We start from the raw sequence: 23,308 nt of genomic DNA, 5'->3' as shown, positions 1-23,308 counted from the left end.
TACACTATAGTTTTATTCTATCTGCAATTTTAAAATAAGCAACTGAAACTTAAAAAGGAAGCGCAATATTTTATCTATTTACGATTATCTAATGTTAAAGTTAAATTTTCAGAATGCTACCCTTTTTCATGATAAATTGATATACTGACTTCATAAGAATATTATCTAACACCAGTTTAAAGGAGGAATCTGCCATGTCACCAACACAGCCAGCTTGTAAAATCGAACATCACGCCACCCTTTTCGGCCTTTTAGCCAAATACGCCATTAAAGAAAACGGCGAAAAGGGAAAAGATGCGATTCTCAAAGGCATGACAAGATATGGAAACGAACGCGGCGCACGTATGGCGCAAAATGCCTTAAAACACGGGGACGACCTGACCACAATGACCAGCCAGGCTTACGGGGAGTGGCATCCTGATTATGAAGGACAGATGGACGCCGGACAATTATGTATAACCCCCACCCTGAGAACCTATGTCTCAAGATGTGCGTGGTGTGACGCCTGGAAGAAACACGGTCTGTCCGAATACGGAAAATATTACTGCCTGAATGTGGATAACGCCGTCTATCAAGGGTTTCGAAGTGACTTCATATGCACACAATTATCCACACCATTAAGCTGGGGCGGTGAACGGTGTGAATTTGACTGGGGGCACCCGCTGACAGAGGAGGAAAACCAACTGCTGGCAAAGAAAAAGACAGAGCTTGGCACTTCCTGTATGAAGGACTTTACATATCATACCGCACATATTTTATATACCATCAGTAAAATGCTGGAAAAAGAGCTTGGCGATGCTGGCAGAAATGCGGTGAAGTGCGCTGTAAAAGAATATGTCCGCATATTCGGGGCGGAATATCTTGAGGTACTCGACCAGGTTTATGAAGAACACTCCATGCAGGAATACCTTTAAACTGCAGGAGCACCATCGATGCTTCACTTTATTTTGAAGCCTTAACTTTGTTTATAAAAAGAATTTAAGGTGCATAACTGACGGAGTCATGATATACTTTCATCAAGTCAGGGGAATTACTGATTCTCCGTCACGCAAAAAAATAAGGAGGACCTTTGAGACTTATGCTTAATCCTATCTTTATGACTGCATAGCAGAGGCTATTGCGGTGAAATGAATTTTTATCACAGATACCCTGAGCGGGCAGAAGCACTGACGCTTTAGCCAGGGTATGAATGTTCAGATTTACAAAAATAGCCCTTGCTGATCCTGAAACAATTTCAACTTAATTAAACGCTATGTTTCATTAAGAACGAACTAGGAGAGCAACATGAGCTATCAGAAAGCAAACCATATCCTGCCCCGTGATTTACTGGAAAAGATACAGGAATATATAGACGGCGAGCTGATCTACATCCCCAAGGCTGCGGCAAATAAAAAGTCCTGGGGTGAAGGAACTTCAACCCGCCAGGAACTCAGACTCAGGAATGAACAAATCTATGCCGACTACTTAAAAGGAGAAAGCATGGACCGCCTTGCAGAAAAATACTTTCTGTCTTTCAAGAGCATCCAGCGGATCATTGGCCAGGAAAAGAAAAAGAAATGATATAAGGAGACTAAACCCATGCCATAACCGGCATCCGTTTGGTCTCCTTTTTTATGCCCCGCCGCAAAGTAAAGTATAAAAAATCTATTAGGTAGGTTTTACCTGCCTGTCATGCTACACTTTTTACAGCAGGAAAACCTGCAATCGTAAGAAAGGAGACCAGATCATGAGAAAATCCGAAAAAAATCCACCTGTTATTACTTTCTTGTTCTAAATTAACAGGAAAGGACTCGAAAGAAATGCAAAAAATAGTATGGGAGGTGCAGTACAGCACCCCTCCTCTGGCACTTAAATACTGCAAAAAATGCCAGAAAAAAACAGAGCATGCAAGCTCTGGCAGGTTCCGGGTAAATGCCCAAGGCAAATATCTGGACATCTGGCTGATCTATAAATGCAAAAACTGCCGGACAACCTGGAACCTGCCCCTCTATTCCAGAATCAAACCCGAAAGCATCGACAACCGCCTGCTGGAACAATTTTACAGCAACGATGGAAGCCTTGCCCTTCAATATGCTTTCTCCACCTGGCTTCTCCAGACTAACGGCGCAGAAATCGTACTTCCCGATTATCAAATCCTTGGCCCCCATCCCGATTCCGGCACAACCGTTGAACTTCAGATCACAAGCCAGTATTCTCTTCCCGTGAAAGTATCCCAGATCCTTCGGGAAAAGCTTGGACTCTCCTCACGGGAACTCGAAAAACTAATAACTGACGGCAGAATACAAAATATTTCTTTAAAAGGACTAAAGAAATGCAGGCTAAATCAGGAAATTACTCTGTACATAGATATGTCCACTCCCTATAAATAGAAACCGGCGGTATACCTCCTGTCCCGGAAAGCATACCGCCGCTCCATATCATGACTCGATCATATCTATCAGAACTTCCTTATTCAGCACCCCGCTGGCCGCTGAAACCGGCCTGCCACCTTTAAAAAGAACAAAGGTCGGCACCACCTCAACATCAAATTCCGATGACAGGATTTCACATTCCTCAATATCAATCTGACACACCTTGACCCTGCCTGCATATTCAGATGCAAGTTCATCCACAATATCAGCCATCATTGCACATTTCCCGCACCAAACAGCAAAGAATTCAACTAACACAGGCATCCCTGACCGAAGTACCTCCTGTGGGTAATTTTTCGCAGTTACTTTGATTTTCATAGCAAACACCTACGTTTCTCTATATTCTATTTACCACGGCAGCTCCCGCTGTTCAGTATCTCACACACCTCGTCAAGCGAACGCTTCAGACACATCAGCTTGCGGTTCAGGTCCGGCCTGCAGTACATCTTATGACAAACAAAATCCTTCCAGCCTCTGCCTCTCATACATACCTCCAACTGCCCGTGTAAGGCTATATCTCCTCATGGATATAATATGCAAAATATGAAAAAACTGTGAATGGGGACGTAATATTTTAAAGGTTTACTACGTCCCTAATTAACTTTTGTGGTGTACCTAATTGTAATGTTTCTGCCTGTTTGTGCTCTTATTTTCTCACTGCTACCAGTTTATTAATCGGATTTCCCTTTGCTGAGAATTTCTCTTCGTATTCTGTCATTACATTTCCCGCATTCATTATTTCATGATGGTGCAGGTCATATGTATAATTCTCAAGAATCCACCCTGCTTCCCTTACCTGTTCCATCGAAAATTTAAATAATTCTGTATTATCCGTCTTAAACTCGATTTTTCCACCCTTTGCAAGAATCTTCTCATACCTTGTCAAAAATTCTGTTGAAGTCAGGCGTCTTTTCGCATGCCTTGCTTTAGGCCAGGGATCAGAAAAATTCAGATATATTTTTTCCACTTCGTTTTGTGCAAAAACTTCTTCGACATCCTTTGCATCCATGCAGACAAGCCGTACATTTTTCAGCATATTAAACTCCTCGGTATCAAACTTTTCCACAGCCCGGAGTAATACACTGGAATATCTCTCAATCCCGATAAAATTAATCTCAGGATATTTTACTGCCATATTCAGCAGGAAACGGCCTTTTCCCATTCCAATTTCTATATGTATTGGATTTTTATTGCCAAAAACCTGCCTCCAACAGCCTTTCTGTGCCTCCGGACGTTTGATTACTGCCGGATGTGCCTGAAGCGTGCCTTCCGCACGCGGTATATTTCTCAATCTCATAATCTATATACTCCTTTTTCACTTACTTCCCATAAATAACGTTTTTTATTTCCATTTATGGTAAGTATAATACAGAACAGCTAAAAATCAATCCTCTTATTGTGTAAAACTTGAAATATTTTTCTACAAATTATAATACCATAACATAAGGTACAGGGCAAAATACATTTTGGGACACCACTTAATTCAATTTGGGACACCATCTAACTTAATTTGGGACGTAGTATACCTGAGAAATATTACGTCCCTAAACGGTTCGTAACTTGCTTTTTTTTTGAAAAGGTGTATTATAAATACAACTACTATCAATGATTAACAGGAGGCTTAACATGGACTCTATTGTAAGGAAATTATCGGAAATAGAATCTGCCGCCGCCGCTATCGTGAGCCATGCCGAAGCGCAGAAATCTGTTCTGGACAAGGAATATGATGCCGCGCGGCGCAGGTTCGACGAGGATCTGGAGGCAAAGACTCAAGAACGCATCGGAAAGATACGGGATGAGCTGGAAAGCAGCACTACCAGACTTTTAGACAGCCAGACAGGGGCTAACAGTGACTCCATCGAGGCATTGCTAAGAGAGTATGAGGAAAAGCATACACAATACGCACAAAATATTTTAAAACGGATAACAGAGGTATAGCCTATGGGGAATCTACTTGTTTACAGCGGGATTGTGACGAAAGTCCGGGCTATGGAAGCAAGGCTTTTGAAGCCGGAACAGTTTGAAGAGATTGCAAATCTCCACAACGTGCCGGAAGTTGTCTCCTACTTGATGGAGAATTCTTCTTACACAGATGTTCTGGATGAGATTGACGAGGCCAGGCTCCACCGCGGTGACATTGAGAAAATCCTGATCCAGTCACTTTATCAGGACTACACCAAGATATACCGCTTCTGCAGTCTGGAACAGCGCAAGTTCCTGCAATTATATTTAAAGCGTTACGAAGTAGACCTGATCAACTACTGTTTTCGTATCGTTATCAACCACTACGCCGAGCCGTTCGACTTGAATTACAAGAAACCATTCTTTGACCGTTATTCCCAGATATCCATTGAGAAGCTGATCACTTCCCGGACGACGGATGAACTGGTCGAGAATCTGAAGGGCACGGAATATTATGAACCGCTGAAAAAGCTGCGGGACACCCAGTCAATCACATTGTTTGATTATGACCTGACACTTGACTTATATTATTTTTCTACCGTATGGAAAGAGAGAAAAAAGGTTCTAAAAAAGAAAGAGCTGGAGATTTTCACCCGTGATTGCGGCGCCAAGATCGACATGCTGAATCTTCAATGGATCTACCGTGCAAAGAGATATTACGATATGGCACCTGCTGACATTTATTCCCTTCTGGTTCCGATCCATTACAAGATTTCCACGGATCTGGTCAAGGAAATGGTTGAGTCTTCTAATAAGGAAGAATTTTACAGCGCCATGCGCAAGACATCCTATTCCCGCCACTACGATTTTGGCCAGAACCTGACGATTGAACAGATGTATGCGGAATGCCTTTATCATCTCTACACCGTGGACAGGAGGCGCAATCCTTACTCCATCGCCACGATTAATACGTATTTATTCCTGAAAGAAGAAGAGCTTAAAAAGCTGACGACCGCCATAGAGTGTATCCGTTACGGCCTTACACCAGGTGAGACGCTGGCATACGTTGGAGGTAGAACTCAATGATAGTTAAAATGAAATTCATCAACATCTCCGGCCCCAGAGGTGACATAGACCGTGTTACGGACCTGTACCTGTCGCGATATGAAATCCAGCTGGAATCTGCATTATCCGAGCTGAAGACCGTAGACAATCTAAGGCCATTTGTTGAAATCAACCCATACCGGGATGCACTCAATAAAGCAATCCAGTTCGTAGGATACCTGCAGAATGCAGACGAAGTCGAACCGGACGTTTCCCTTGGGCTGGACGATATGTTCGAAGTTGTAAGAACAGCCAACCATGACTACATGGAACTTCAGGACAAGAAGGATAAACTAAAACGCAAGATCGATGATCTTCGTAAGAAACAGCAGATTATAGCGCCTTTCAGGCCTCTGGACTGTGAATTGAGCCAGATTTTGAATTACAAATACATCACATACCGTTTCGGGAGAATCGCCATAGAATTTTATCATAAGATGGACAAATATCTGATGGACGATCTCGGCGCTATCTTCGTGGAAGGTGAGCGTGATGAAAGCTATGTATACGGTGCTTACTTTGTATCCCCCGGAGAGGCCCAGAAGGTGGATGCCGTGTTCCGGTCCCTGCACTTTGAAAAAATAGAACTCCCGGAGGAATTTCAGGATACGCCCGCGGAGGAATACCGCAGGATTGTAAAAGCCATTTACAACACAAACCAGGAAATCGAAGAACTGGACAAACAGGCCGGTGAAATGCTTTCCGGGCGTGCACCGCAGCTGATTGCTGCAAGAAACCGTCTGGAAGAGCTGGCGAATAACTTTGATGTCCGCAAGATGGCGGCACGCATGGAGGATAAGAAGGAAGATTATTACATCCTCTGCGGCTGGATGGCAGAAGATGATATTGAAAAGTTTCTGCATGAGATCAAAGATGATGACAAGGTTTTCGTTGTTGTCGAGGATGACCATGATACTTATTTCGGTGAACCGCCGACCAAACTGGAGAACCCGAAGATCTTCAAGCCCTTCGAGATGTTTGTCCAGATGTACGGGCTGCCCTCCCATGATGAATTTGACCCGACTGTGTTTGTAGGCCTGACCTACTCATTCATATTCGGAGTCATGTTCGGGGATGTGGGACAGGGACTTCTTCTGTTAATCGGGGGAGGCCTGATCTACTACTTTAAAAAGGCACCGCTGGCGGGAATTATTTCCACAGCCGGTATATTTTCCACAATTTTCGGTTTCATGTTCGGCAGTATATTCGGATTCGAAGACGTTATAAAGCCACTCTGGCTGAGGCCCATCGACCATATGACCACACTGCCGTTTATCGGTAAGCTGAACACCGTATTTATCGTGGCGGTCGCATTTGGTATGGCTGTCATACTCGTGGCTATGGTTCTTCACATTGTCAACGCAGTCAGGAGCCATGATATGGAGAATATCTGGTTTGATGCAAACGGCGTTGCCGGACTCGTTTTTTATGCATCTGTCGCTGTAACGATCGTATTATTCATGACAGGACATAAGACACCGGGCGGAATTGTCATGGCAGTCATGTTTGGTATACCGCTTTTGTTAATTTTATTAAAGGAACCTATCACAAGAAAGATCCAGAAACGTGCTGACCAGATGGAAGAAAGCGCAGGTATGTTCTTTGTACAGGGCTTCTTCGAACTATTTGAAACACTGCTCAGCTATTTTTCCAACACGCTGTCATTTGTGCGTATCGGCGCATTTGCAGTCAGCCATGCAGCAATCATGGAAGTTGTCCTGATTCTGGCAGGTGCGGAGAGCGGGTCACCGAACTGGGTGGTCATTGTACTCGGGAACTTGTTTGTATGCGGTTTTGAAGGGCTGATCGTAGGTATCCAGGTACTTCGTCTGGAATATTATGAGATGTTCAGCCGTTTTTATAAAGGAAGCGGAAGAGCTTTTGATCCATATACAAAAAAATCGAAAAAATCTAAGAAAAAGTAGGGAGGACCTTAACTATGAATTTAGCAACAAAAATCATTCTTATCGCAGCTTTAACCTTAAGTATCATCATTCCATTCGGATACTATTTAATCGGAGAAAAGAACAAGAAACGTTATAAAAGAACGATTGGTGTAAATGCCTTCTTTTTCTTCGGTGCTTTTGTCCTTGCATCCATCATGATGCTCGGCGGCAAAGTAGAAGCAGCTGACACAGCAGCCGCTGCCGCTTCTACAGCAACAGGACTTGGCTATCTCGCAGCCGCTCTGGTTACCGGTTTATCCTGTATCGGCGGAGGTATTGCCGTGGCAAGTGCAGCAAGCGCTGCCCTTGGCGCTATCAGCGAAGATTCCAGCGTACTTGGTAAGTCCCTGATCTTCGTAGGTCTTGCGGAAGGTGTATGTCTGTACGGACTGATCATCTCCTTCATGATCTTAGGTAAACTGTAAGATGAAAATGTATCTGATCAGTGATAATGTTGATACCTATACAGGAATGCGTCTTGCAGGCGTGGACGGAGTTGTCGTCCATGAACGTGATGAGCTGCACACAGCCCTTCAGGATGTCCTGCAGGACAAAACCGTAGGCATCGTCCTCCTGACTGAAAAACTGGGACGCGAGTTCCCGGACATCATTGATGAATTCCGTCTGGAGAGGAAGATGCCTCTTCTGGTTGAGATTCCTGACAGGCACGGAACCGGACGTAAGAAAGACTTTATCACATCCTATATCACAGAAGCAATCGGATTGAAGCTGTAGCCAAAGGGATTCCATCCGGATCACAGATGCATCAGTTTCAAAAATTGACAGTTTAAAGAATAAATGAAGGAGGTACCCCTCTTGACCCTGGAAGAAAAAATCGCACACTTACAGACAACCTCCATGGAGGAGGCGAGGGCTGAAGGAAACGCCATCATCGACACCTACCGTGAAGCGTTGGAAAAAGTATTACAAGATCATAAAGAAGAGGCGCTCCGCCAGTCTGAGACCCGTATCAAGGCCGAAACAGTCAGCGCCAAGCAGCAGTTAAATCAGGCTATGGCCAGGTCCCAGCTGGAGTTAAAACGCCGTCAGGGAAAGGTTCAGCTGGAGTTAAAGGATAAGATCTTCAATGAAGTGAATGATCTGGTCAATAAATTTATGGAAACAGAAGCTTATGAGGATTATCTGATCAAATGTATCCAAAAAGCAATCTCTTTTGCCGCAGGTGACCCGATGGTTATCTATATCAACCCGTCAGACGAAACACGCCGTTCCGATCTGGAGGACGCAACCGGCACAAGGCTTACAGTCAGTGCTGAAGATTTTACAGGTGGTATCCGTGCAGTCATCCGGAACCGTAATATTTTGATTGATAACTCATTTAAAACAGCCCTGCGCAACGAATATGATAAATTTATTTTTTTAGGAGGTGACGGCGTTGCTTAATACTGGAACAATTTACGGAATCAACGGTCCCGTCATCTATCTGAAGGGCAACACGGGCTTTCGTATGTCCGAGATGGTATATGTCGGCAAAGAAAAGCTTGTCGGCGAAGTTATCGCTCTGGACAAAGACCTGACTACAATCCAGGTTTACGAAGAAACAACAGGGCTTCGCCCTGGTGAGGAAGTGGTGGCCTCCGGCAACGCAGTATCGGTTGTCCTTGCTCCGGGAATCCTGAATAATATTTTCGACGGTATCGAACGTCCGCTTGAGAAAATCGCAGAATCCGGCGGGGCATTTATCACCCGCGGTGTTAGTGTAGACTCCCTCGACCGCACAAAGAAATGGCAGACACACATCGTAGTCTCAAAGGGTGATTATCTCCACGGCGGAGATATCATAGCGGAAGTCCCCGAGACACATGCAATTACACATAAATGCATGGTTCCCCCTGATTTGGAAGGAAGAGTTGTCGATATGGCAGAAGACGGGGAATACAACATCGATGAAGTTCTGGTTACTCTTGAACTTTCCGACGGCACCTTAAAGAAACTGACCATGACACAGCACTGGCCAATCCGCGTGGCGCGTCCGACGCATCACCGTTTTCCGGCATCCACACCACTGATTACCGGGCAGAGAATCATCGATACCATGTTTCCAATCGCGAAAGGTGGTACGGCCGCAGTTCCCGGAGGCTTCGGTACCGGCAAGACAATGACACAGCACCAGATCGCCAAGTGGTCGGATGCAGATATCATCATCTACATCGGCTGTGGAGAGCGTGGGAATGAGATGACACAGGTTCTGGAAGAGTTCGGACAGCTGACTGACCCCCGTACAGGAAATCCTCTGATGGACAGGACTACTCTGATCGCGAATACATCCAACATGCCTGTGGCCGCCCGTGAAGCCAGCATCTATACTGGTCTGACACTGGCAGAATACTACCGCGACATGGGCTATGATGTAGCCATCATGGCCGACTCCACCTCCCGGTGGGCAGAAGCCCTGCGTGAATTATCCGGGCGTCTGGAGGAAATGCCTGCCGAGGAAGGTTTCCCGGCATATCTGGCATCCCGCCTCTCCGCATTCTACGAGAGAGCAGGCATGATGCACAACTTAAACGGAACTGACGGCTCCGTCACCATCATCGGTGCGGTTTCCCCGCAGGGCGGTGACTTTTCCGAGCCTGTCACACAAAATACAAAACGTTTCGTGCGCTGTTTCTGGGGTCTGGACAAGAGCCTTGCGTACGCGAGACATTTCCCGGCGATCCACTGGCTGACCAGCTACAGTGAGTATCTCGGTGACCTTGCCCCCTGGTATCAGGACCATGTTTCACCGAAATTCGTGGATTACCGCAACCGCCTGATGGCCCTTCTGAATCAGGAAAGCAGTCTTCTGGAGATTGTAAAACTGATCGGAAGCGATGTGCTTCCCGATGACCAGAAACTGGTACTCGAAATTTCCCGTGTCATCCGGCTCGGTTTCCTGCAGCAGAATGCGTTTCATAAGGACGATACCTGCGTATCAATGGAAAAACAGTTTTTAATGATGGATATTATTTTGTATCTTTATAAACAATCACGTGCACTCGTCACGATGGGGCACCCGATGTCAGTACTGAAGTCAGAAAACATTTTCGATAAGATCATTTCCATTAAATATGATGTGCCCAATGACAGGCTGGAAATGTTCGCACAGTACAGGCGTGATATCGATGCCTTTTATCAGCGTGTGCTTGAAAAGAACGCGTAAGGAGGGGATTACCGTATGTCAATAGAATATTTAGGACTCAGCAGTATTAACGGCCCCCTGATCGCATTAGAAGGGGTCCAGGATGCCTTTTTCGATGAAATCGTAGAGTTTGTCGTGGACGGCACTGAACGCAAAATAGGACGTATCGTAGAGATCTACGAGGACAGGGCAGTCATTCAGGTATTTGAAGGCTCTGAGAACATGTCTTTGAAGAATACACACACACGCCTGACCGGGCACCCGATGGAGATTGCACTCTCACCTGAGATGCTGGGCCGTACGTTTAACGGAATCGGCCAGCCCATCGATGATCTTGGACCGATCACATCCACACTGAAACGTGATGTGAACGGACTTCCTTTAAACCCAGTCATGAGAGAGTATCCACGAAACTATATCCACACTGGTATATCCGCAATAGACGGTCTGACGACACTGATCCGCGGGCAGAAGCTTCCGATCTTTTCCGGAAACGGACTTCCCCACGACCAGCTGGCAGCGCAGATTGTAAAGCAGGCTTCCTTGGGGGAGAACTCCGACGAACAGTTTGCCATCGTATTCGCTGCAATGGGCGTAAAGCATGATGTGGCCGACTTCTTTCGCCGGACCTTTGAAGAAAGCGGTGTGGCGGACCACGTTGCCATGTTCCTGAATCTGGCAAATGACCCGGTTGTAGAGCGTCTGATCACTCCGAAAGTAGCGCTTACCGTAGCAGAATATCTCGCATTCGAAGAGAACATGCATATCCTTGTTATACTGACCGATATGACTTCCTTCGCCGAAGCCATGCGTGAGGTCTCCTCCTCCAAAGGAGAGATCCCCAGCCGTAAAGGTTTCCCCGGATACCTCTACAGCGAGCTTGCCACCATATACGAACGAGCCGGCATCGTACAGGGAATCAATGGTTCCGTAACCCAGCTTCCGATTCTGACCATGCCGAATGACGACATCACACACCCGATCCCTGACCTTACCGGTTACATCACAGAAGGCCAGATCGTACTGGAAAGAGAGCTTCACGGACAGTCCATCTATCCGCCGATCAACATTCTCCCGTCACTCTCCCGTCTGATGAAGGACGGTATCGGAGCCGGATACACAAGAGAAGACCATCAGGACCTGGCAAACCAGCTCTTCTCCGCCTATGCAAAAGTAGGTGATGCAAGAAACCTGGCATCCGTAATCGGCGAAGACGAATTGTCACCGATCGATAAAAAGTATCTCGAATTCGGTAAAGCTTTTGAGGAGCATTATATCGGCCAGGGACCAAACGAAAACCGCAGCATGGAAGAGACACTCAACCTCGGCTGGGAGCTTTTAGGGCTTCTGCCTAAAGAAGAACTCGACCGTGTCGACACAAAGATACTCGATAAGTATTACCGGACTGCATAGGGGTCTGACCCCTTTGCACTCCGTTTTCAGAATATTCTGACTAATCAATTGTAAGAAGGAGGAGTTGCATGGATCCGCGTACCTTCCCTACCAAAGGAAACCTGATGCTTGCCAAGAATTCGCTTGCGCTGGCAAAGCAGGGTTATGACCTGATGGACAAAAAGCGTAATATCCTGATCCGGGAATTGATGGATCTGATCGACGAGGCCCGGGATATACAGGACGAGATCGACACCACGTTCACTTATGCGTATCAATGCCTTCAGCGTGCTAATATTGAACACGGTATCAATATGGTATCACAGCTCGCCTATACGGTGCCCATAGAAAACTCCATCACGATTCAGACCCGCAGTATCATGGGCACAGAAATCCCCCATGTCAAATATACTCCGGGTACCAAGACTCCAACCTACTCGTTCAGTACGACGCGTGAGTCTATCGATATCGCCTCGGAAGCGTTTCGTAAGGTGAAGGACTTAACGGTCAAGCTCTCGATGGTGGAGAACGCAGCCTACCGTCTGGCATCTAATATTAAGAAAACGCAGAAGCGCGCCAATGCCCTGCAGAATATCACGATTCCAATGTATACACAGCTTGTATATAGCATTACAAATGCCCTGGAAGAAAAAGAGCGTGAAGAATTTACACGTTTAAAAGTAATCAAGCGTATGAAACAGAGAAAAGGAGCCTGATCAGAATCAGTGCTCCTTTTTATATGCGTCTTTCTAAACTGTAGATTTAAAATACTATATACGGGTCCAGCCCTTCCGGCAGGTCCGGATTGCATCCTCTTACAATCGCCTTTTCATAAGCCAGTATCTGGATCACACTGATGAGCACAATCCCCCATGTCTCATACCGTACACTTTCCCCCGCAAAAATATGCAGGTCAGAACCATAAGTACTACTTTGGTCACAGGACACCGTCACAATCACCGCTCCCTTAGCCTTCAGGTCTTCCGCCAGATTTTTCTGCATCTCATTTTTACCAGGCTTTATCAAAATAATATCCAATGTTTCAGAATCATTCAGAACCATCGGCCCGTGCCTGTAATCCAAAACATTCGAATACCGGCCGGGAATTCTGGCAATCTCCGTAAACGCCAGCGCCCCCTCCTGTGCGATACCACACGGCACCCCGTCAGCAAGCACTGCCGCATTCTTCCAGCCTTTCTCCGCAATACGTGCCAGATCTGCCCTGTATTTCTTTTTCAGTGCCTCATTTTCTTCTATCGTAACCCTCAGATTATAGACAAGGTCCATGTCCTTTCCGTAAAATCCGGCCAGCATCAGAACAGCAGCGTATAAATTTGTCACTGTTCTTGTCTGGCAGACACTTTTATCGTAACACCAGTCCATGATCAGTTCCAGATCACTAAACTTTGACAGATCATTCTCCCGCAGCATGGAAAAACTGATGACCGGGCACTTATAATTCTCCTTAATAAACTCCACTGCCTTCACAATCTCTGTTGTCATTCCCGAACGCGACAAGGTGATCACAATACTGTCTCTCACGGACGCATCATAAAGGTCGCTGTTCAGGAGGAAATCGCCCCCTGCCACTGCTGCCGCAGACGTCCCCTCATATCTGGATAAAGCCCTTTGGGCGGATTTCGCCAGCATATAGCTGGAACCACAGCCCAAAATGATAAACTTTCTTTTCGGATTCTCTGAGAAAAACTGCTCGATTCTGGGCTTTTCTTCCATGAAGTACGCAAATGTATCTTTAAGGGCCTCATGCTGTGACATAATTTCCTTTTCTGTATAAAACATTCTTCTCCTCCCGCTGTATACTAACCCTGCATTTCTAAAACCGACATAATACTATCTAACTCTTGTTCCGTCTTCCCCCCTTGCTCTGCTGCCAGAAGCACGGCTCCCTGAGCCGGTGAAAAACGGGGTATCTGAAACCTGATTTTTTTCTCCTTAAGCTGTTCCTGCAGCGGCTTTAATACCAGATCTCCCGCATGGAACAGGCCGCCGGAATAAGAAACCGGTACTGTTCCTTCAAACTCTAACTTATCATAAACCGCACACACGATCAGGGCCAGCTCCTTTGCCGCCTCTTCATACATCCCCTGTGCCGCCGCGTCGCCGTCCACGGCAGCCCGAAGCAGAATCTTCTGCAGTTCTGCTATTTTCGTCCGATTGCCTTTCAGCCTGTTATCAAAAATATCAATCAAATCAATATCGCTTTCCAGCTGAAAATGTTCCCGCATCAGATTCAAGAGACATCCTTTCTCCACTCTGCCGTCACTCTCTTTAGAAAACAATTCCAGTGTCCTCCTCCCGAGCCAGCCGCAGGACCCTTCATCTGAAAATACATCATTCCATCCTCCGGCACGTGCCGACTTCCTGTCTGCCCTCTCACCATAGGCAATTGATCCGGTCCCGGAAACCAGATTTATCCCTGGCTGCAGTGCAAGCGACCCTGCCCATCCTGCTGCACAGTCATTCACCACCTGAATCGGATGCCTGCTTATCTCACTCAATCTTCCGGCAAAAAGCGCATCATTCTCTCTCGATTCCCCCCAGTTCGGAAAAGCAAGGCAAATACTGACCTCTTCTTCAATCCCCTCAAGCATGCTGCCGATGACATCCTTCAGAAGAGTAATGCATTCCTCCATCCCGATCTGCTTATATGAAATCGTCCCGCTTCTTCTCCGGGACACTGTGCATCCGTCTTCCCGAACCAAAAGAAACTCTGTTTTTGTACCGCCCCCGTCTATCCCTAAAAAATACATTCTAATCCTCCATATCTTTAAAAGCTTCCCATACGAATACCAGAGCCCTCACAAGGTGGAATGCACACTTCCACGGGGTTCCCTTATCGCTGTTCTTTACCTGGGCATCATATGTCAGGCGTTCATACCACTCACCATACAGGGCATCATAAAAATTTTCCCTGCAGTACTCATGCTGCTCCAGAAACTGTTCCAGATAGAAAACGTCTCCCGAGCTTTTGTACGCAATCGCATACGCAGCAAGCGCCTCTGCGTTTGGCCACCACACCTTCTCATTCCACAGTGAGTTCGTCTCTTTAAACCAGTCGATAGGTTCCGGGGTTTTCCCAAGTGCATCTGCATAGGAAATTATTCCACCGTCCTCCCTGTCCTTTCCGACCCGGTTGGCCCATCTGGCTAATTCCACGCCACGCCTTACTACCTCTTCATCCTTCAGCATCTCCCCGGCTTTTATGCAGAACCATGCAGATTCATGCATATGCCCCGGATTCACAAACCGGCCCTTGTCCGTATCCAGACAGATATCATTGTCCCGCGTCACCGCCTCGAAAATCACCTGATACTGATCACGGGCAAACCAGTTTTCAATCTTATCCACGCATTCACCCAGCAGCCTCTGCGTTCTTTTAAGCCCCAGTATCTCCGCGCAGGTTTCCGTCGCCGCGAGACAGGTCAGGTACATATCATGCCAGATAAATACAGGGCTCCAGGTATTTTCATAGATGTCCTTGAATTCAGGGTCGAACATGTTCTGCTCCATTACATCGAAGCACTCACTGAGCAGCTCCATCCCCTCCTTCGTTCTTTCCCCTTCTATTTTCAAATACTCCGCAACTCCCTGTATAATATGGAAATCCGAAAAAATAGAAACCGTCCCGCTAAGAACCCGCCCCCTTCTGTCAAGCATATAATTCCACCGGCCGTTTCCCGCGTATACATGCTTCACTAGAAATTCATACCCATGTCTGGCATTTTCAAGCCATTCTGCCCTCTTTTCCACCTTATTATAAAGGAGTGCGTACACATATAGCTGACGCCCCTGAAACCAGCCGTATTTCTTATCATCTGTCAGATTCCCCTGCCTGTCAAAACAGGTCAGGTACCCGCCGCACTCCTTGTCAATACACCTTGCATCCCAGAAAGGCATCACCTCTTCCTGTATATGTTTTTCATAACAGGATGCAATCTCACCGCTCAACTTCCCTTCCATAGAACCCTCCAACTTATGATTTCCAGAGCATCACAATCTGCTCCTCTGCATAATCCAGTGCAACCCTGACGCCTCCGATCACCGGCGCATTCACTCCCAGCTTAGACACCACTACCTCAGGGACAAAAGGGCACACCTTCTCCAGAACCATTTTTATTTCGCTAAGGTACTCCTGAGTAAACGCCTCTGACATCCCGCCTAAAATCACGACTTCCGAATTCAGCATAAGGACCGTATTGGCAATCACAACGGCGATCTTGCGAATAATCTGTTTAACAATTACAGCTGCCTTTTCATCTCCTTTAGCCGCAAGCTTCTCGAGCTTTACGAGATCCAGATTCTCTTTGCCGGTATATTGTTTTAAACTCTTGTCACAGACGTCTCTCTCAAACCGCCCCGGACAGACAAATCCTTCTGTCAGCTCATCCTCCATACCTGCATAATATCCCAGCTCACCCGCCGCCATATTATGTCCCTTTAAGAGATACCCGTCTACAATGGCTCTGGCGGCAAAACCATCCCCATATTTGATATAAATAATATTCTGCTGGTCTTTCCCGTCGCCTTTTTCCCTTTCCCCCATCAGCGCCAGTTCAACGTCATTGACAATAATTGCCTTTACCTGATACTTACTGTAAATATACTCTTCCAGATCTACGTTCTTCCAGTCATCCAGATAGGCAGAAAAAAGGTCATTCAAATCGTTCTGCCCTGTAAGGGCCGGGACTCCAATCGCGATTGCTATAATCTTGACATCATTGTTCTTATCCTCAATCAGCTTATCAATCACATATTCCAGCTGGATCAGAACGCCTTGTGCCCCATGATCCATCGTAATCTCTTTTTCTTCCCAGTACAGCACGTTCCCGTATAAATCTGCAATTCCCCCGCGCACTTTCTTCGGCATCAGTTCTACCGAAATCACATAATAAAGGTCACCCTTATAACTGAGCTGTCTCGGTTTCCGTCCCAGACTCGTATCGTCACAGCCCGTCTCATAAATAATTCCGTTTTCAATCAAAGCCGCAACATTATTACTGACTGCCGGTGCACTCAGGTGCAGCCTCTTTGAGATCTCCTGTCTGGAAATACCATCATTATTCTTAATTGTATGTAATATGGAGAGCTTATTCCTGTCCCCTATATCTGTCGGGTTATAAACCTTCAATGCATGTCCTCCTTTTCTCCTACTCTTTCACAGAACCTGCCAGCATCCCTTCAACCAGATACTTCATTACTTTTGCTACAGCCGGTTAACAACGATACGAATAAAACAAAAGCAAACACCACAAAAACTTTTTTCATAACCTTATCCTTTCAATATTTAATGTTGTTAATTAATATAATTAAATAATAACATAAATTATATGTTTGTCAATCACTATATCGCTATTTTGCCAACAAAAAAGGAATGGTAAATATCACCATTCCTTTTTCCTGTTATATAATCTCTGAAATTTTCGTTAGAACTCGAAAACTGCAACCCCGTATCCCGGCAATGGATAGGCAAAGGAATAATTCCTGCCATCGCATTCCTGCTTTACAGCCTTATAAATCAATGGACGCTCTTCCCCGCTGCCCCCGTATCTGGCATCATCACTGTTCAGGATCAGCCTATACTGTTTCCTTCTCGGCACTCCGACCCGGTAATCCGGGCGTTCAACCGGCGTAAAATTACAAACAAACAAAAGATTCTTCTTTTTATCCTTAGAATGCCTTACAAAGCTGAATATACTCCTGAACGTGTCATCCTTATTGATCCATTCGAATCCGTCCGGATCATTATCCAGCTCATACAGGGCCTTATTCTTTTTATATAGATGCAGCAGATCACGGTAAAAATTCTGAAGCTGACGGTGAGGCTCTTCTGCAAGCAGATACCAGTCCAGCTCACGCTCTTCACTCCACTCGCGCAGCTGTGCAAACTCCTGCCCCATGAAGAGAAGCTTCTTCCCCGGATGCCCGATCATAAATGCATATCCGGCCTTCAGATTGGCAAACTTATCAAACCCGACTCCCGGCATCTTATTAATCATAGAACACTTCAAGTGCACCACTTCATCATGGGACAGCACAAGAATATAATTCTCTGCATATGCATACTCCATCGAAAAACACATCTGGTAGTGTGCGTTCTTCCTGAACAGGGGATCCAGCTTCATATACTCCGTAAAATCATGCATCCATCCCATGTTCCATTTCAAACTGAATCCAAGCCCGTCATCTTCCGGCGCCCCGGTTACCTTTGGCCACGCAGTGGATTCTTCCGCAATCATCATCGCGCCGTGGTTTCTGCCAAGGACAACAGAGTTCAAATGTCTGAAAAACGCAATTGCTTCCAGGTTCTGGTTGCCACCATACTTATTCGCTACCCACTGGCCGTCCTGCTTGCCATAATCCAGATAAAGCATGGATGCTACCGCATCAACACGCAGTCCGTCGACATGATAGTGCTCAATCCAGAACAGCGCATTGGCAATCAGGAAGTTCTGGACTTCCGGTTTTGCATAATCAAAGATCTTCGTGCCCCAGTCCGGGTGCTCTCCCTTTTTCGGATCTGCATACTCAAAGACAGGTGTCCCGTCAAAGTCGGCGAGTCCGTGTGCATCCTTTGGAAAATGTGCCGGTACCCAGTCTAGGATAACACCGATCTTATTCCTATGAAGATAATTGATCATATATGCAAAATCTTCCGGAGTGCCATATCTGGCTGTCGGTGCATAATATCCCGTCACCTGATATCCCCAGGATCCGTCAAATGGATGCTCTGCCATCCCCATCAGTTCTACATGTGTATATCCCATCTCTTTAACATACTTCACGATTTCCTTCGCAAACTCGCGGTATGTATAGAACCCTTCATCCTCACGGCCCGGATGTCTCATCCATGACCCTAAGTGGACTTCGTATATAGACATCGGATTCACCCTGCAGTCCCACTTCTCCCGTGCCGTCATCCACTCGCTGTCTGTCCAGTCAAGGTGGGAAATATCCGTAATTCTGGATGCCGTACCCGGCCGCAGCTCCGCATAATTAGCAAACGGGTCTGCCTTGAATATCCGTTTGCCCTTCTCGGTCTCTATACAGTATTTATATAACTCGCCTTCCTTAACCCCGGGAACAAAGCAGGTATAAATACCGACGGGATCATGGCGCTCCATATAATTTGCCTCAAAATCCCATTCATTGAAATCACCGACCACAGCTACACGTCTCGCATTCGGGGCCCAGACTGCAAAATAAACGCCTTCCTTTCCCCTTACTTTTACCTTGTGAGCACCAAGCTTCTTATAAATCTCATAGTGTGTGCCCTGCCCGAAGAGATATTGGTCCAGTTCTCCAATCTCATAAGGCTGCACCTTCTTTTGTACGGTCTTTGTCTTTCCCATAAGCCCACCTCACAAATCGTATTTTTATATGTACAATTATACTTGAAATAGAGTAAAAAGGAAAGAGAAATCCGCCGCATATAGGAAAATGAAATACATATGCAAAACAGGCAGATCCAAACGGGTCTGCCTGCCATAAAATTCTTAAATATTAAAGTCTTTTTCTGACAGGATAATTCTGTCAGCATCATCTGTATTTTTACCAAATACACGTTTTACAAGCTTCTTCGCAGACGCCTTCTGTGAATGTGCCATCGCCTCATCCATCACTTCCTTGACCTCTGCAACAGTTACTGCATGGTCTTCTCTCTGAAGCGTGTCAATCTTGCTGTAGAGTGCCAGGATTCCCATCTCATCGATCCGGTATCCATTCTCCTGTGCATAAGTCTGACCAAAAGTTACCAGCTCATCATTGATGAAAATCGGTACCTCAAGACGGCTTGTAAACTTTCTGCGGAACTCTCTGTTGGAAGAAAGCAGGCGGTCCAGAGGCTTTCTCTGCTCCTCCAGAACAATCAGCATCTCTCCGGTGTCCCGTTCCATTGCCTTATTCAGCCGGGCAACTGTCTTTTCATTCATCTTAGAAGCTTTTTCAATAATCAAAGCACCGCCGTATAATTTTGCGAAGATATCACCAATCTTCTTCTTATTCAGAGAATCACCGGTTACAATAGCGACCTTGCCCTGACGGATATTTCTCTGTTTCTGAATGGCTTTTACAACATCAACGGCCAGCACCGTCTTACCGTTTCCTTTATTACCGATAATCAGGAGATTTCCTGTTCTGGAAGTTCCCTCCCTGTTCGTGCAGTTGCGGTCCTGCTCCAGAACATCCACAAGCTGTTCGCTCATACCTCTTACCGGAACAAAGTAAGAGAACAATTTCTTCTGCTCATCTGTAAGGCCTGCCCTGGTTCCGATCCCGCTCTGAGCTGCAAGATCATAACGGCCATGAACTACAAACCCTGTATCTGATAAAGAGAGGGCATCTGAAATCTCATCCAGAGGGAGCGGAGAGGTCTTTCCTGTAGCAATCAGTTTCGCTGTTTCCTTACGGCTCAACGGCGTTGTAGCGGATAAAATGTCCATTCCGTCATCTTCATCCGGAATCTCCCTGTCATCCGGCTCGTTCGCATGCTTTGGATTCGGGCGGAACTCTTCCTCAAAGCTCGCCTCTATATCACCATAATCCTCTTCATATCCATCTGCGGCATCATATTCGTCATCGGTATATTCTTCCTCTGCATACTCGTCTTCGTACTCATCGGTGTAGTCTTCCTCCGCATACTCGTCTTCATACTCATCGGTGTATTCTTCCTCCGCGTACTCGTCCTCATACTCATCGGCGTATTCTTCCTCCGCGTACTCGTCCTCATACTCATCGGCATATTCTTCCTCCGTGTACTCATCCTCATACTCATCGGCGTATTCTTCCTCTTCGTACTCGTCCTCATACCCGTTAGCATATTCTTCTTTAGCATACCCGTCGCTGTACTCGTCAGCTGCTTCCTCCCCCGGGTACTCATCCTCATACTCACCGGTGTAGTCTTCAGCATACTCGTCTTCATATGCATCGGCATCAATCTCTTCCGGCAGGTCGTCCATATAGGTCTCGTCATCTGTAGCGGCCAGATAATCAGCAATATCATCTATCCTGAGCTGTTGTGTAATCGCCCCCATGTTATCGCGGCGTTCATCTCCCCTTCTCCTGATCGGACGCACCGGCTCCTCTTCTGGCTCTGTCGGCAGCACACCTTCAATCTCATCAATCATACGCTGGATATCAGGCGGCAAAATCGGCTCCGCCTTTTTCTTATTATCTCCCATGTCTACCTCTTCCGCCGACTCATTTTTCAAGTCATTCATAATATCCTCAATACTGAGCTGACCTTCTATTTGTTCCTCTTCTGCCGGCTTCTTACTTTCTGGTTTTATATTTTCTGCTGTTTCGACTTCTTCTATTCCTTCTTCACCCTCCAGCGCCTCTGCCATTTCAGGTACTTCCGGTATTTCAGGTGTTTCTGGCATTTCAGGTACTTCCGGTATTTCTGACATTTCCGGTACTTCTGGTGTTTCTGTCTCAGAAGCAATTACTGGCTCAGAATCAGTTTCTAAAGAATCAGTTACTTCTTCAATCTCTTCTGCAGATTCTTCCGGAAATTCTTCATTCTCCTCCGGATATGGTTCCTCTTCTGGAAGTTCCTCCCCTTCCTCGAAATCTTCTTCCACAAGTTCTTCTTCAGCTTCGGGATAAACTACTTCTTCCTGAATATCTTCTGAATCCTCTTCACTCAAATCTTCTATATCTTCCAAATATTCTTCTGAAAGTGATTCCTCTGGATAAATATTTTCCGTATACTCTTCATCAGGAAGTTCTTCCTCTTCTTCAGGGTATTCCTCTATATACGCTTTGGCTTCATCATAGTCATCTGCTTCTTCGGAATCCGCAAGCTCCTCTGCCTCTCCTTCTGGAAGTTCTTCGGCGTCTTCCAGATATTCTTCAGAAAATTCTTCTTCCTCTTCCAGATACTCCTCCGGAAGTTCTTCTTCCTCTACTAAATATTCCTCTGAAAATACTCCGGCCTCTGCAATATCTTCTTCAGAAATTTCCTCTTCCGACTCTTCATATGCTTCCTGAGTATCTTGAGATGTGCCAATTATTCCACCCTGAGCTTCCTCGATTTCTTCCAGAACTTCATCTGGAATATCCTCAAGTGCTTCGGTTTCATCAGGCTCTGATCCTACGCCCTCATCTTCATCCGGCAGCTCTTCCAATGGCTCTGCTTTTAGTTCTTCCAGATCGGAATCAAACCGGATTCCTTCTTTTTCTGGCTTTCCTGTGATTTCGTTAACCAGTTCCAGATCAATCACATTCTCAATCTCTTCTATAGCAGCCTCCAGCTCAGGCATTTCTTCTTCCTCATCCTCGTCCGGGTCTTCTTCAGCTTCCTCGGTGGTTGGATGGAGCAGGCTCTTCAGTGCATCCTCAAGCTTCATCCTGCTGCCAATGCCCTTTTCTTCCAGTTTCTTGACCGTTTCGTCTACCTCTGGCTCCTCTTCCGGTTCAGCATCCTCCGGCTCCTTTGCTGCTTCCTCCGGCCCAGTCTCCTCTGCGGTCTCAGGTTCTTCTTCCTGAACGTCATCATCGTCTGGTGTTTCTTCTTCAGAATCCTCCGGTGGTGCCTGATCGCCTAATTCTCTCTTACGGAGTATTTCACGTTCACGTTCTTTATCCAGCTCTTCCCTGTCCAACAGGGTATTTTCTTTCTCTTCATTACGCATCTGGTATTCAGATAAATCAGGAATCTCTACCGTCTCTGATTCCAGTTTCTCATATCTGCGGTCATACCTTTCCTGCTGTGATGGTGTAAGCTGCTTATACTGCATCTTTAACTCCATCGCCTTATAAACAAACTTGCCTTCGCTGAACCAGAGTATCAGATCATCACATTCTTCCAGGCATTCCGCCGTCATTCCCGCTTCCTGATATAATTTGGCAAGTTCGAACGCCCACTCTTCAAGATACTCTGCCTTTTTAAACTCTTCAAGTGCTTCGATCTGCTGTTCAATCGGAGCTCTCCGGGCCCTTAAAATCTTATATTTCAGAATATGCTGATTCGGATCCTTTGGCGCTACCTGAATGAAGTCATCATAATAATCAATCGCCTCATCAACATTTCCGGTCTTAAGTGCCAGTGTGCATAACCTGTAAAGCACTTTTCTGCTTCCTTCTGCACGATGATAAGCAATATTCAGAACTTCATAGCTCTTCTGATAATCTCCGTTTTTCTCATAGATATCACTGACATTCGTCAGCATCGTAGCGTTTCTGACTCGTTTCCAGTCAATGGCATCCGCAATCTCCGCTGCCCTGTTGTATGCACCGTTTTCCATAAGTTCAAGCATCTGTTCTGTCTTTAACTTATATTCGTACTTATCCACTGCACTCACCTCGTAATGTAATATTATTTATACTCTCCAAGCACCCCGTAATTCATGCCCCGTCGGCAGTAAACATCTTAGGATTTCTGAAAATCACAA

Annotated in this window: 21 protein-coding genes; 12 read left to right on the top strand and 9 right to left on the bottom strand. The window is 46.0% G+C overall.

All coding sequences use genetic code 11. The features are described from left to right. Nucleotides 1-194 precede the first annotated feature (194 nt). The 3 genes from ABIN22_RS12115 (at nt 195) to ABIN22_RS12105 (ending at nt 2,369) form a co-directional block, all read left to right on the top strand. Nucleotides 195-914: an L-2-amino-thiazoline-4-carboxylic acid hydrolase gene (locus ABIN22_RS12115; protein WP_346908922.1), complete on the top strand. Its 720-nt coding sequence runs from the start codon at nt 195-197 to the stop codon at nt 912-914. 370 nt (nt 915-1,284) lie between these two features. After that, nucleotides 1,285-1,560, top strand: a complete 276-nt coding sequence (locus ABIN22_RS12110) for a CD3324 family protein (protein WP_346908920.1) — start codon at nt 1,285-1,287, stop codon at nt 1,558-1,560. A gap of 239 nt (nt 1,561-1,799) precedes the next feature. Next, entirely contained in the window at nt 1,800-2,369 is a 570-nt protein-coding gene (locus ABIN22_RS12105) for a DUF1062 domain-containing protein (RefSeq protein WP_118621874.1), read from the top strand. Between the two features lie 48 nt (nt 2,370-2,417). Here the strand turns inward: ABIN22_RS12105 and ABIN22_RS12100 are convergent, their stop codons facing one another. The 3 genes from ABIN22_RS12100 to trmB form a co-directional block, all read right to left on the bottom strand. Next, nucleotides 2,418-2,729: a thioredoxin family protein gene (locus ABIN22_RS12100; RefSeq protein ID WP_346908918.1), complete on the bottom strand. Its 312-nt coding sequence runs from the start codon at nt 2,727-2,729 to the stop codon at nt 2,418-2,420. Between the two features lie 26 nt (nt 2,730-2,755). Continuing rightward, nucleotides 2,756-2,896, bottom strand: a complete 141-nt coding sequence (locus ABIN22_RS12095; protein WP_181368798.1) for a hypothetical protein — start codon at nt 2,894-2,896, stop codon at nt 2,756-2,758. Between the two features lie 161 nt (nt 2,897-3,057). After that, complete coding sequence (trmB, locus tag ABIN22_RS12090; RefSeq protein WP_109732840.1) at nt 3,058-3,708, bottom strand: tRNA (guanosine(46)-N7)-methyltransferase TrmB; 651 nt, start codon at nt 3,706-3,708, stop codon at nt 3,058-3,060. 329 nt (nt 3,709-4,037) lie between these two features. Here trmB and ABIN22_RS12085 point away from each other — a divergent pair, with 329 nt between their 5' ends. From ABIN22_RS12085 to ABIN22_RS12045, 9 genes are all read left to right on the top strand, one after another. Next, complete coding sequence (locus ABIN22_RS12085; RefSeq protein WP_109732839.1) at nt 4,038-4,349, top strand: hypothetical protein; 312 nt, start codon at nt 4,038-4,040, stop codon at nt 4,347-4,349. A 3-nt stretch (nt 4,350-4,352) separates the two neighbouring features. Next, entirely contained in the window at nt 4,353-5,399 is a 1,047-nt protein-coding gene (locus tag ABIN22_RS12080) for a V0D/AC39 family V-type ATPase subunit (RefSeq protein ID WP_118621873.1), read from the top strand. Further along, complete coding sequence (locus ABIN22_RS12075) at nt 5,396-7,342, top strand: V-type ATP synthase subunit I (RefSeq protein ID WP_346908915.1); 1,947 nt, start codon at nt 5,396-5,398, stop codon at nt 7,340-7,342. The genes ABIN22_RS12080 and ABIN22_RS12075 overlap by 4 nt, the downstream gene beginning before the upstream one ends. Before the next feature lie 14 nt (nt 7,343-7,356). Beyond that, nucleotides 7,357-7,788, top strand: a complete 432-nt coding sequence (locus tag ABIN22_RS12070) for an ATP synthase subunit C (protein ID WP_109732836.1) — start codon at nt 7,357-7,359, stop codon at nt 7,786-7,788. Nucleotide 7,789: 1 nt separating this feature from the next. Continuing rightward, on the top strand, nt 7,790-8,098 hold the full coding sequence (locus tag ABIN22_RS12065) for a V-type ATP synthase subunit F (RefSeq protein WP_109732835.1): 309 nt from the start codon (nt 7,790-7,792) through the stop codon (nt 8,096-8,098). Between the two features lie 81 nt (nt 8,099-8,179). Further along, nucleotides 8,180-8,767 carry a V-type ATP synthase subunit E gene (locus ABIN22_RS12060; protein ID WP_346908913.1) on the top strand — a complete coding sequence of 196 codons (588 nt, stop codon included), beginning with the start codon at nt 8,180-8,182 and terminating at the stop codon, nt 8,765-8,767. Then, complete coding sequence (locus ABIN22_RS12055; RefSeq protein ID WP_118621870.1) at nt 8,760-10,526, top strand: V-type ATP synthase subunit A; 1,767 nt, start codon at nt 8,760-8,762, stop codon at nt 10,524-10,526. Before ABIN22_RS12060 ends, ABIN22_RS12055 begins: the two co-directional genes overlap by 8 nt. 15 nt (nt 10,527-10,541) lie before the next feature. Beyond that, complete coding sequence (locus ABIN22_RS12050; RefSeq protein ID WP_346908911.1) at nt 10,542-11,918, top strand: V-type ATP synthase subunit B; 1,377 nt, start codon at nt 10,542-10,544, stop codon at nt 11,916-11,918. A 68-nt stretch (nt 11,919-11,986) separates the two neighbouring features. Continuing rightward, on the top strand, nt 11,987-12,613 hold the full coding sequence (locus ABIN22_RS12045; RefSeq protein WP_109732832.1) for a V-type ATP synthase subunit D: 627 nt from the start codon (nt 11,987-11,989) through the stop codon (nt 12,611-12,613). 46 nt (nt 12,614-12,659) lie between these two features. Here the strand turns inward: ABIN22_RS12045 and ABIN22_RS12040 are convergent, their stop codons facing one another. The 6 genes from ABIN22_RS12040 to ABIN22_RS12015 all read right to left on the bottom strand — a co-directional run bounded on the left by ABIN22_RS12040 (nt 12,660) and on the right by ABIN22_RS12015 (nt 23,209). Then, nucleotides 12,660-13,697 (bottom strand): SIS domain-containing protein, encoded by a 1,038-nt coding sequence (locus ABIN22_RS12040; RefSeq protein ID WP_346908909.1) that lies wholly within the window; start codon nt 13,695-13,697, stop codon nt 12,660-12,662. A 20-nt stretch (nt 13,698-13,717) separates the two neighbouring features. Next, entirely contained in the window at nt 13,718-14,668 is a 951-nt protein-coding gene (locus ABIN22_RS12035) for an N-acetylglucosamine kinase (RefSeq protein ID WP_346908907.1), read from the bottom strand. 1 nt (nt 14,669) lies between these two features. Then, the gene (locus tag ABIN22_RS12030) at nt 14,670-15,878 is read right to left on the bottom strand and encodes an AGE family epimerase/isomerase (protein WP_346908905.1); all 1,209 of its coding nucleotides are present in this window, start codon (nt 15,876-15,878) and stop codon (nt 14,670-14,672) included. Nucleotides 15,879-15,891: 13 nt separating this feature from the next. After that, entirely contained in the window at nt 15,892-17,046 is a 1,155-nt protein-coding gene (locus ABIN22_RS12025) for an ROK family transcriptional regulator (protein ID WP_346908903.1), read from the bottom strand. Between the two features lie 295 nt (nt 17,047-17,341). Then, nucleotides 17,342-19,267: a 1,4-alpha-glucan branching protein GlgB gene (gene glgB / locus ABIN22_RS12020; protein ID WP_346908901.1), complete on the bottom strand. Its 1,926-nt coding sequence runs from the start codon at nt 19,265-19,267 to the stop codon at nt 17,342-17,344. A 144-nt stretch (nt 19,268-19,411) separates the two neighbouring features. Beyond that, nucleotides 19,412-23,209: a hypothetical protein gene (locus ABIN22_RS12015; RefSeq protein WP_430517201.1), complete on the bottom strand. Its 3,798-nt coding sequence runs from the start codon at nt 23,207-23,209 to the stop codon at nt 19,412-19,414. Nucleotides 23,210-23,308: the final 99 nt, after the last annotated feature.

This window comes from Faecalicatena orotica, from assembly GCF_905197545.1.
In the GTDB taxonomy this organism is placed as follows: Bacteria; Bacillota; Clostridia; order Lachnospirales; family Lachnospiraceae; genus Faecalicatena_A; species Faecalicatena_A orotica.
The sequence above is the reverse complement of the archived record's forward strand: the minus strand, read 5'-3'. Positions and strand labels throughout refer to the sequence as shown.

What these genes read in the sequence shown, in the direction of transcription:
- ABIN22_RS12115 (WP_346908922.1), top strand. Translation starts at nt 195, where the DNA reads ATGTCACCAACACAGCCAGCTTGTAAAATCGAACATCACGCCACCCTT.
- ABIN22_RS12110 (WP_346908920.1), top strand. Translation starts at nt 1,285, where the DNA reads ATGAGCTATCAGAAAGCAAACCATATCCTGCCCCGTGATTTACTGGAA.
- ABIN22_RS12105 (WP_118621874.1), top strand. Translation starts at nt 1,800, where the DNA reads ATGCAAAAAATAGTATGGGAGGTGCAGTACAGCACCCCTCCTCTGGCA.
- ABIN22_RS12100 (WP_346908918.1), bottom strand. Translation starts at nt 2,729, where the DNA reads ATGAAAATCAAAGTAACTGCGAAAAATTACCCACAGGAGGTACTTCGG.
- ABIN22_RS12095 (WP_181368798.1), bottom strand. Translation starts at nt 2,896, where the DNA reads ATGAGAGGCAGAGGCTGGAAGGATTTTGTTTGTCATAAGATGTACTGC.
- trmB (WP_109732840.1), bottom strand. Translation starts at nt 3,708, where the DNA reads ATGAGATTGAGAAATATACCGCGTGCGGAAGGCACGCTTCAGGCACAT.
- ABIN22_RS12085 (WP_109732839.1), top strand. Translation starts at nt 4,038, where the DNA reads ATGGACTCTATTGTAAGGAAATTATCGGAAATAGAATCTGCCGCCGCC.
- ABIN22_RS12080 (WP_118621873.1), top strand. Translation starts at nt 4,353, where the DNA reads ATGGGGAATCTACTTGTTTACAGCGGGATTGTGACGAAAGTCCGGGCT.
- ABIN22_RS12075 (WP_346908915.1), top strand. Translation starts at nt 5,396, where the DNA reads ATGATAGTTAAAATGAAATTCATCAACATCTCCGGCCCCAGAGGTGAC.
- ABIN22_RS12070 (WP_109732836.1), top strand. Translation starts at nt 7,357, where the DNA reads ATGAATTTAGCAACAAAAATCATTCTTATCGCAGCTTTAACCTTAAGT.
- ABIN22_RS12065 (WP_109732835.1), top strand. Translation starts at nt 7,790, where the DNA reads ATGAAAATGTATCTGATCAGTGATAATGTTGATACCTATACAGGAATG.
- ABIN22_RS12050 (WP_346908911.1), top strand. Translation starts at nt 10,542, where the DNA reads ATGTCAATAGAATATTTAGGACTCAGCAGTATTAACGGCCCCCTGATC.
- ABIN22_RS12045 (WP_109732832.1), top strand. Translation starts at nt 11,987, where the DNA reads ATGGATCCGCGTACCTTCCCTACCAAAGGAAACCTGATGCTTGCCAAG.
- ABIN22_RS12040 (WP_346908909.1), bottom strand. Translation starts at nt 13,697, where the DNA reads ATGTTTTATACAGAAAAGGAAATTATGTCACAGCATGAGGCCCTTAAA.
- ABIN22_RS12035 (WP_346908907.1), bottom strand. Translation starts at nt 14,668, where the DNA reads ATGTATTTTTTAGGGATAGACGGGGGCGGTACAAAAACAGAGTTTCTT.
- ABIN22_RS12030 (WP_346908905.1), bottom strand. Translation starts at nt 15,878, where the DNA reads ATGGAAGGGAAGTTGAGCGGTGAGATTGCATCCTGTTATGAAAAACAT.
- glgB (WP_346908901.1), bottom strand. Translation starts at nt 19,267, where the DNA reads ATGGGAAAGACAAAGACCGTACAAAAGAAGGTGCAGCCTTATGAGATT.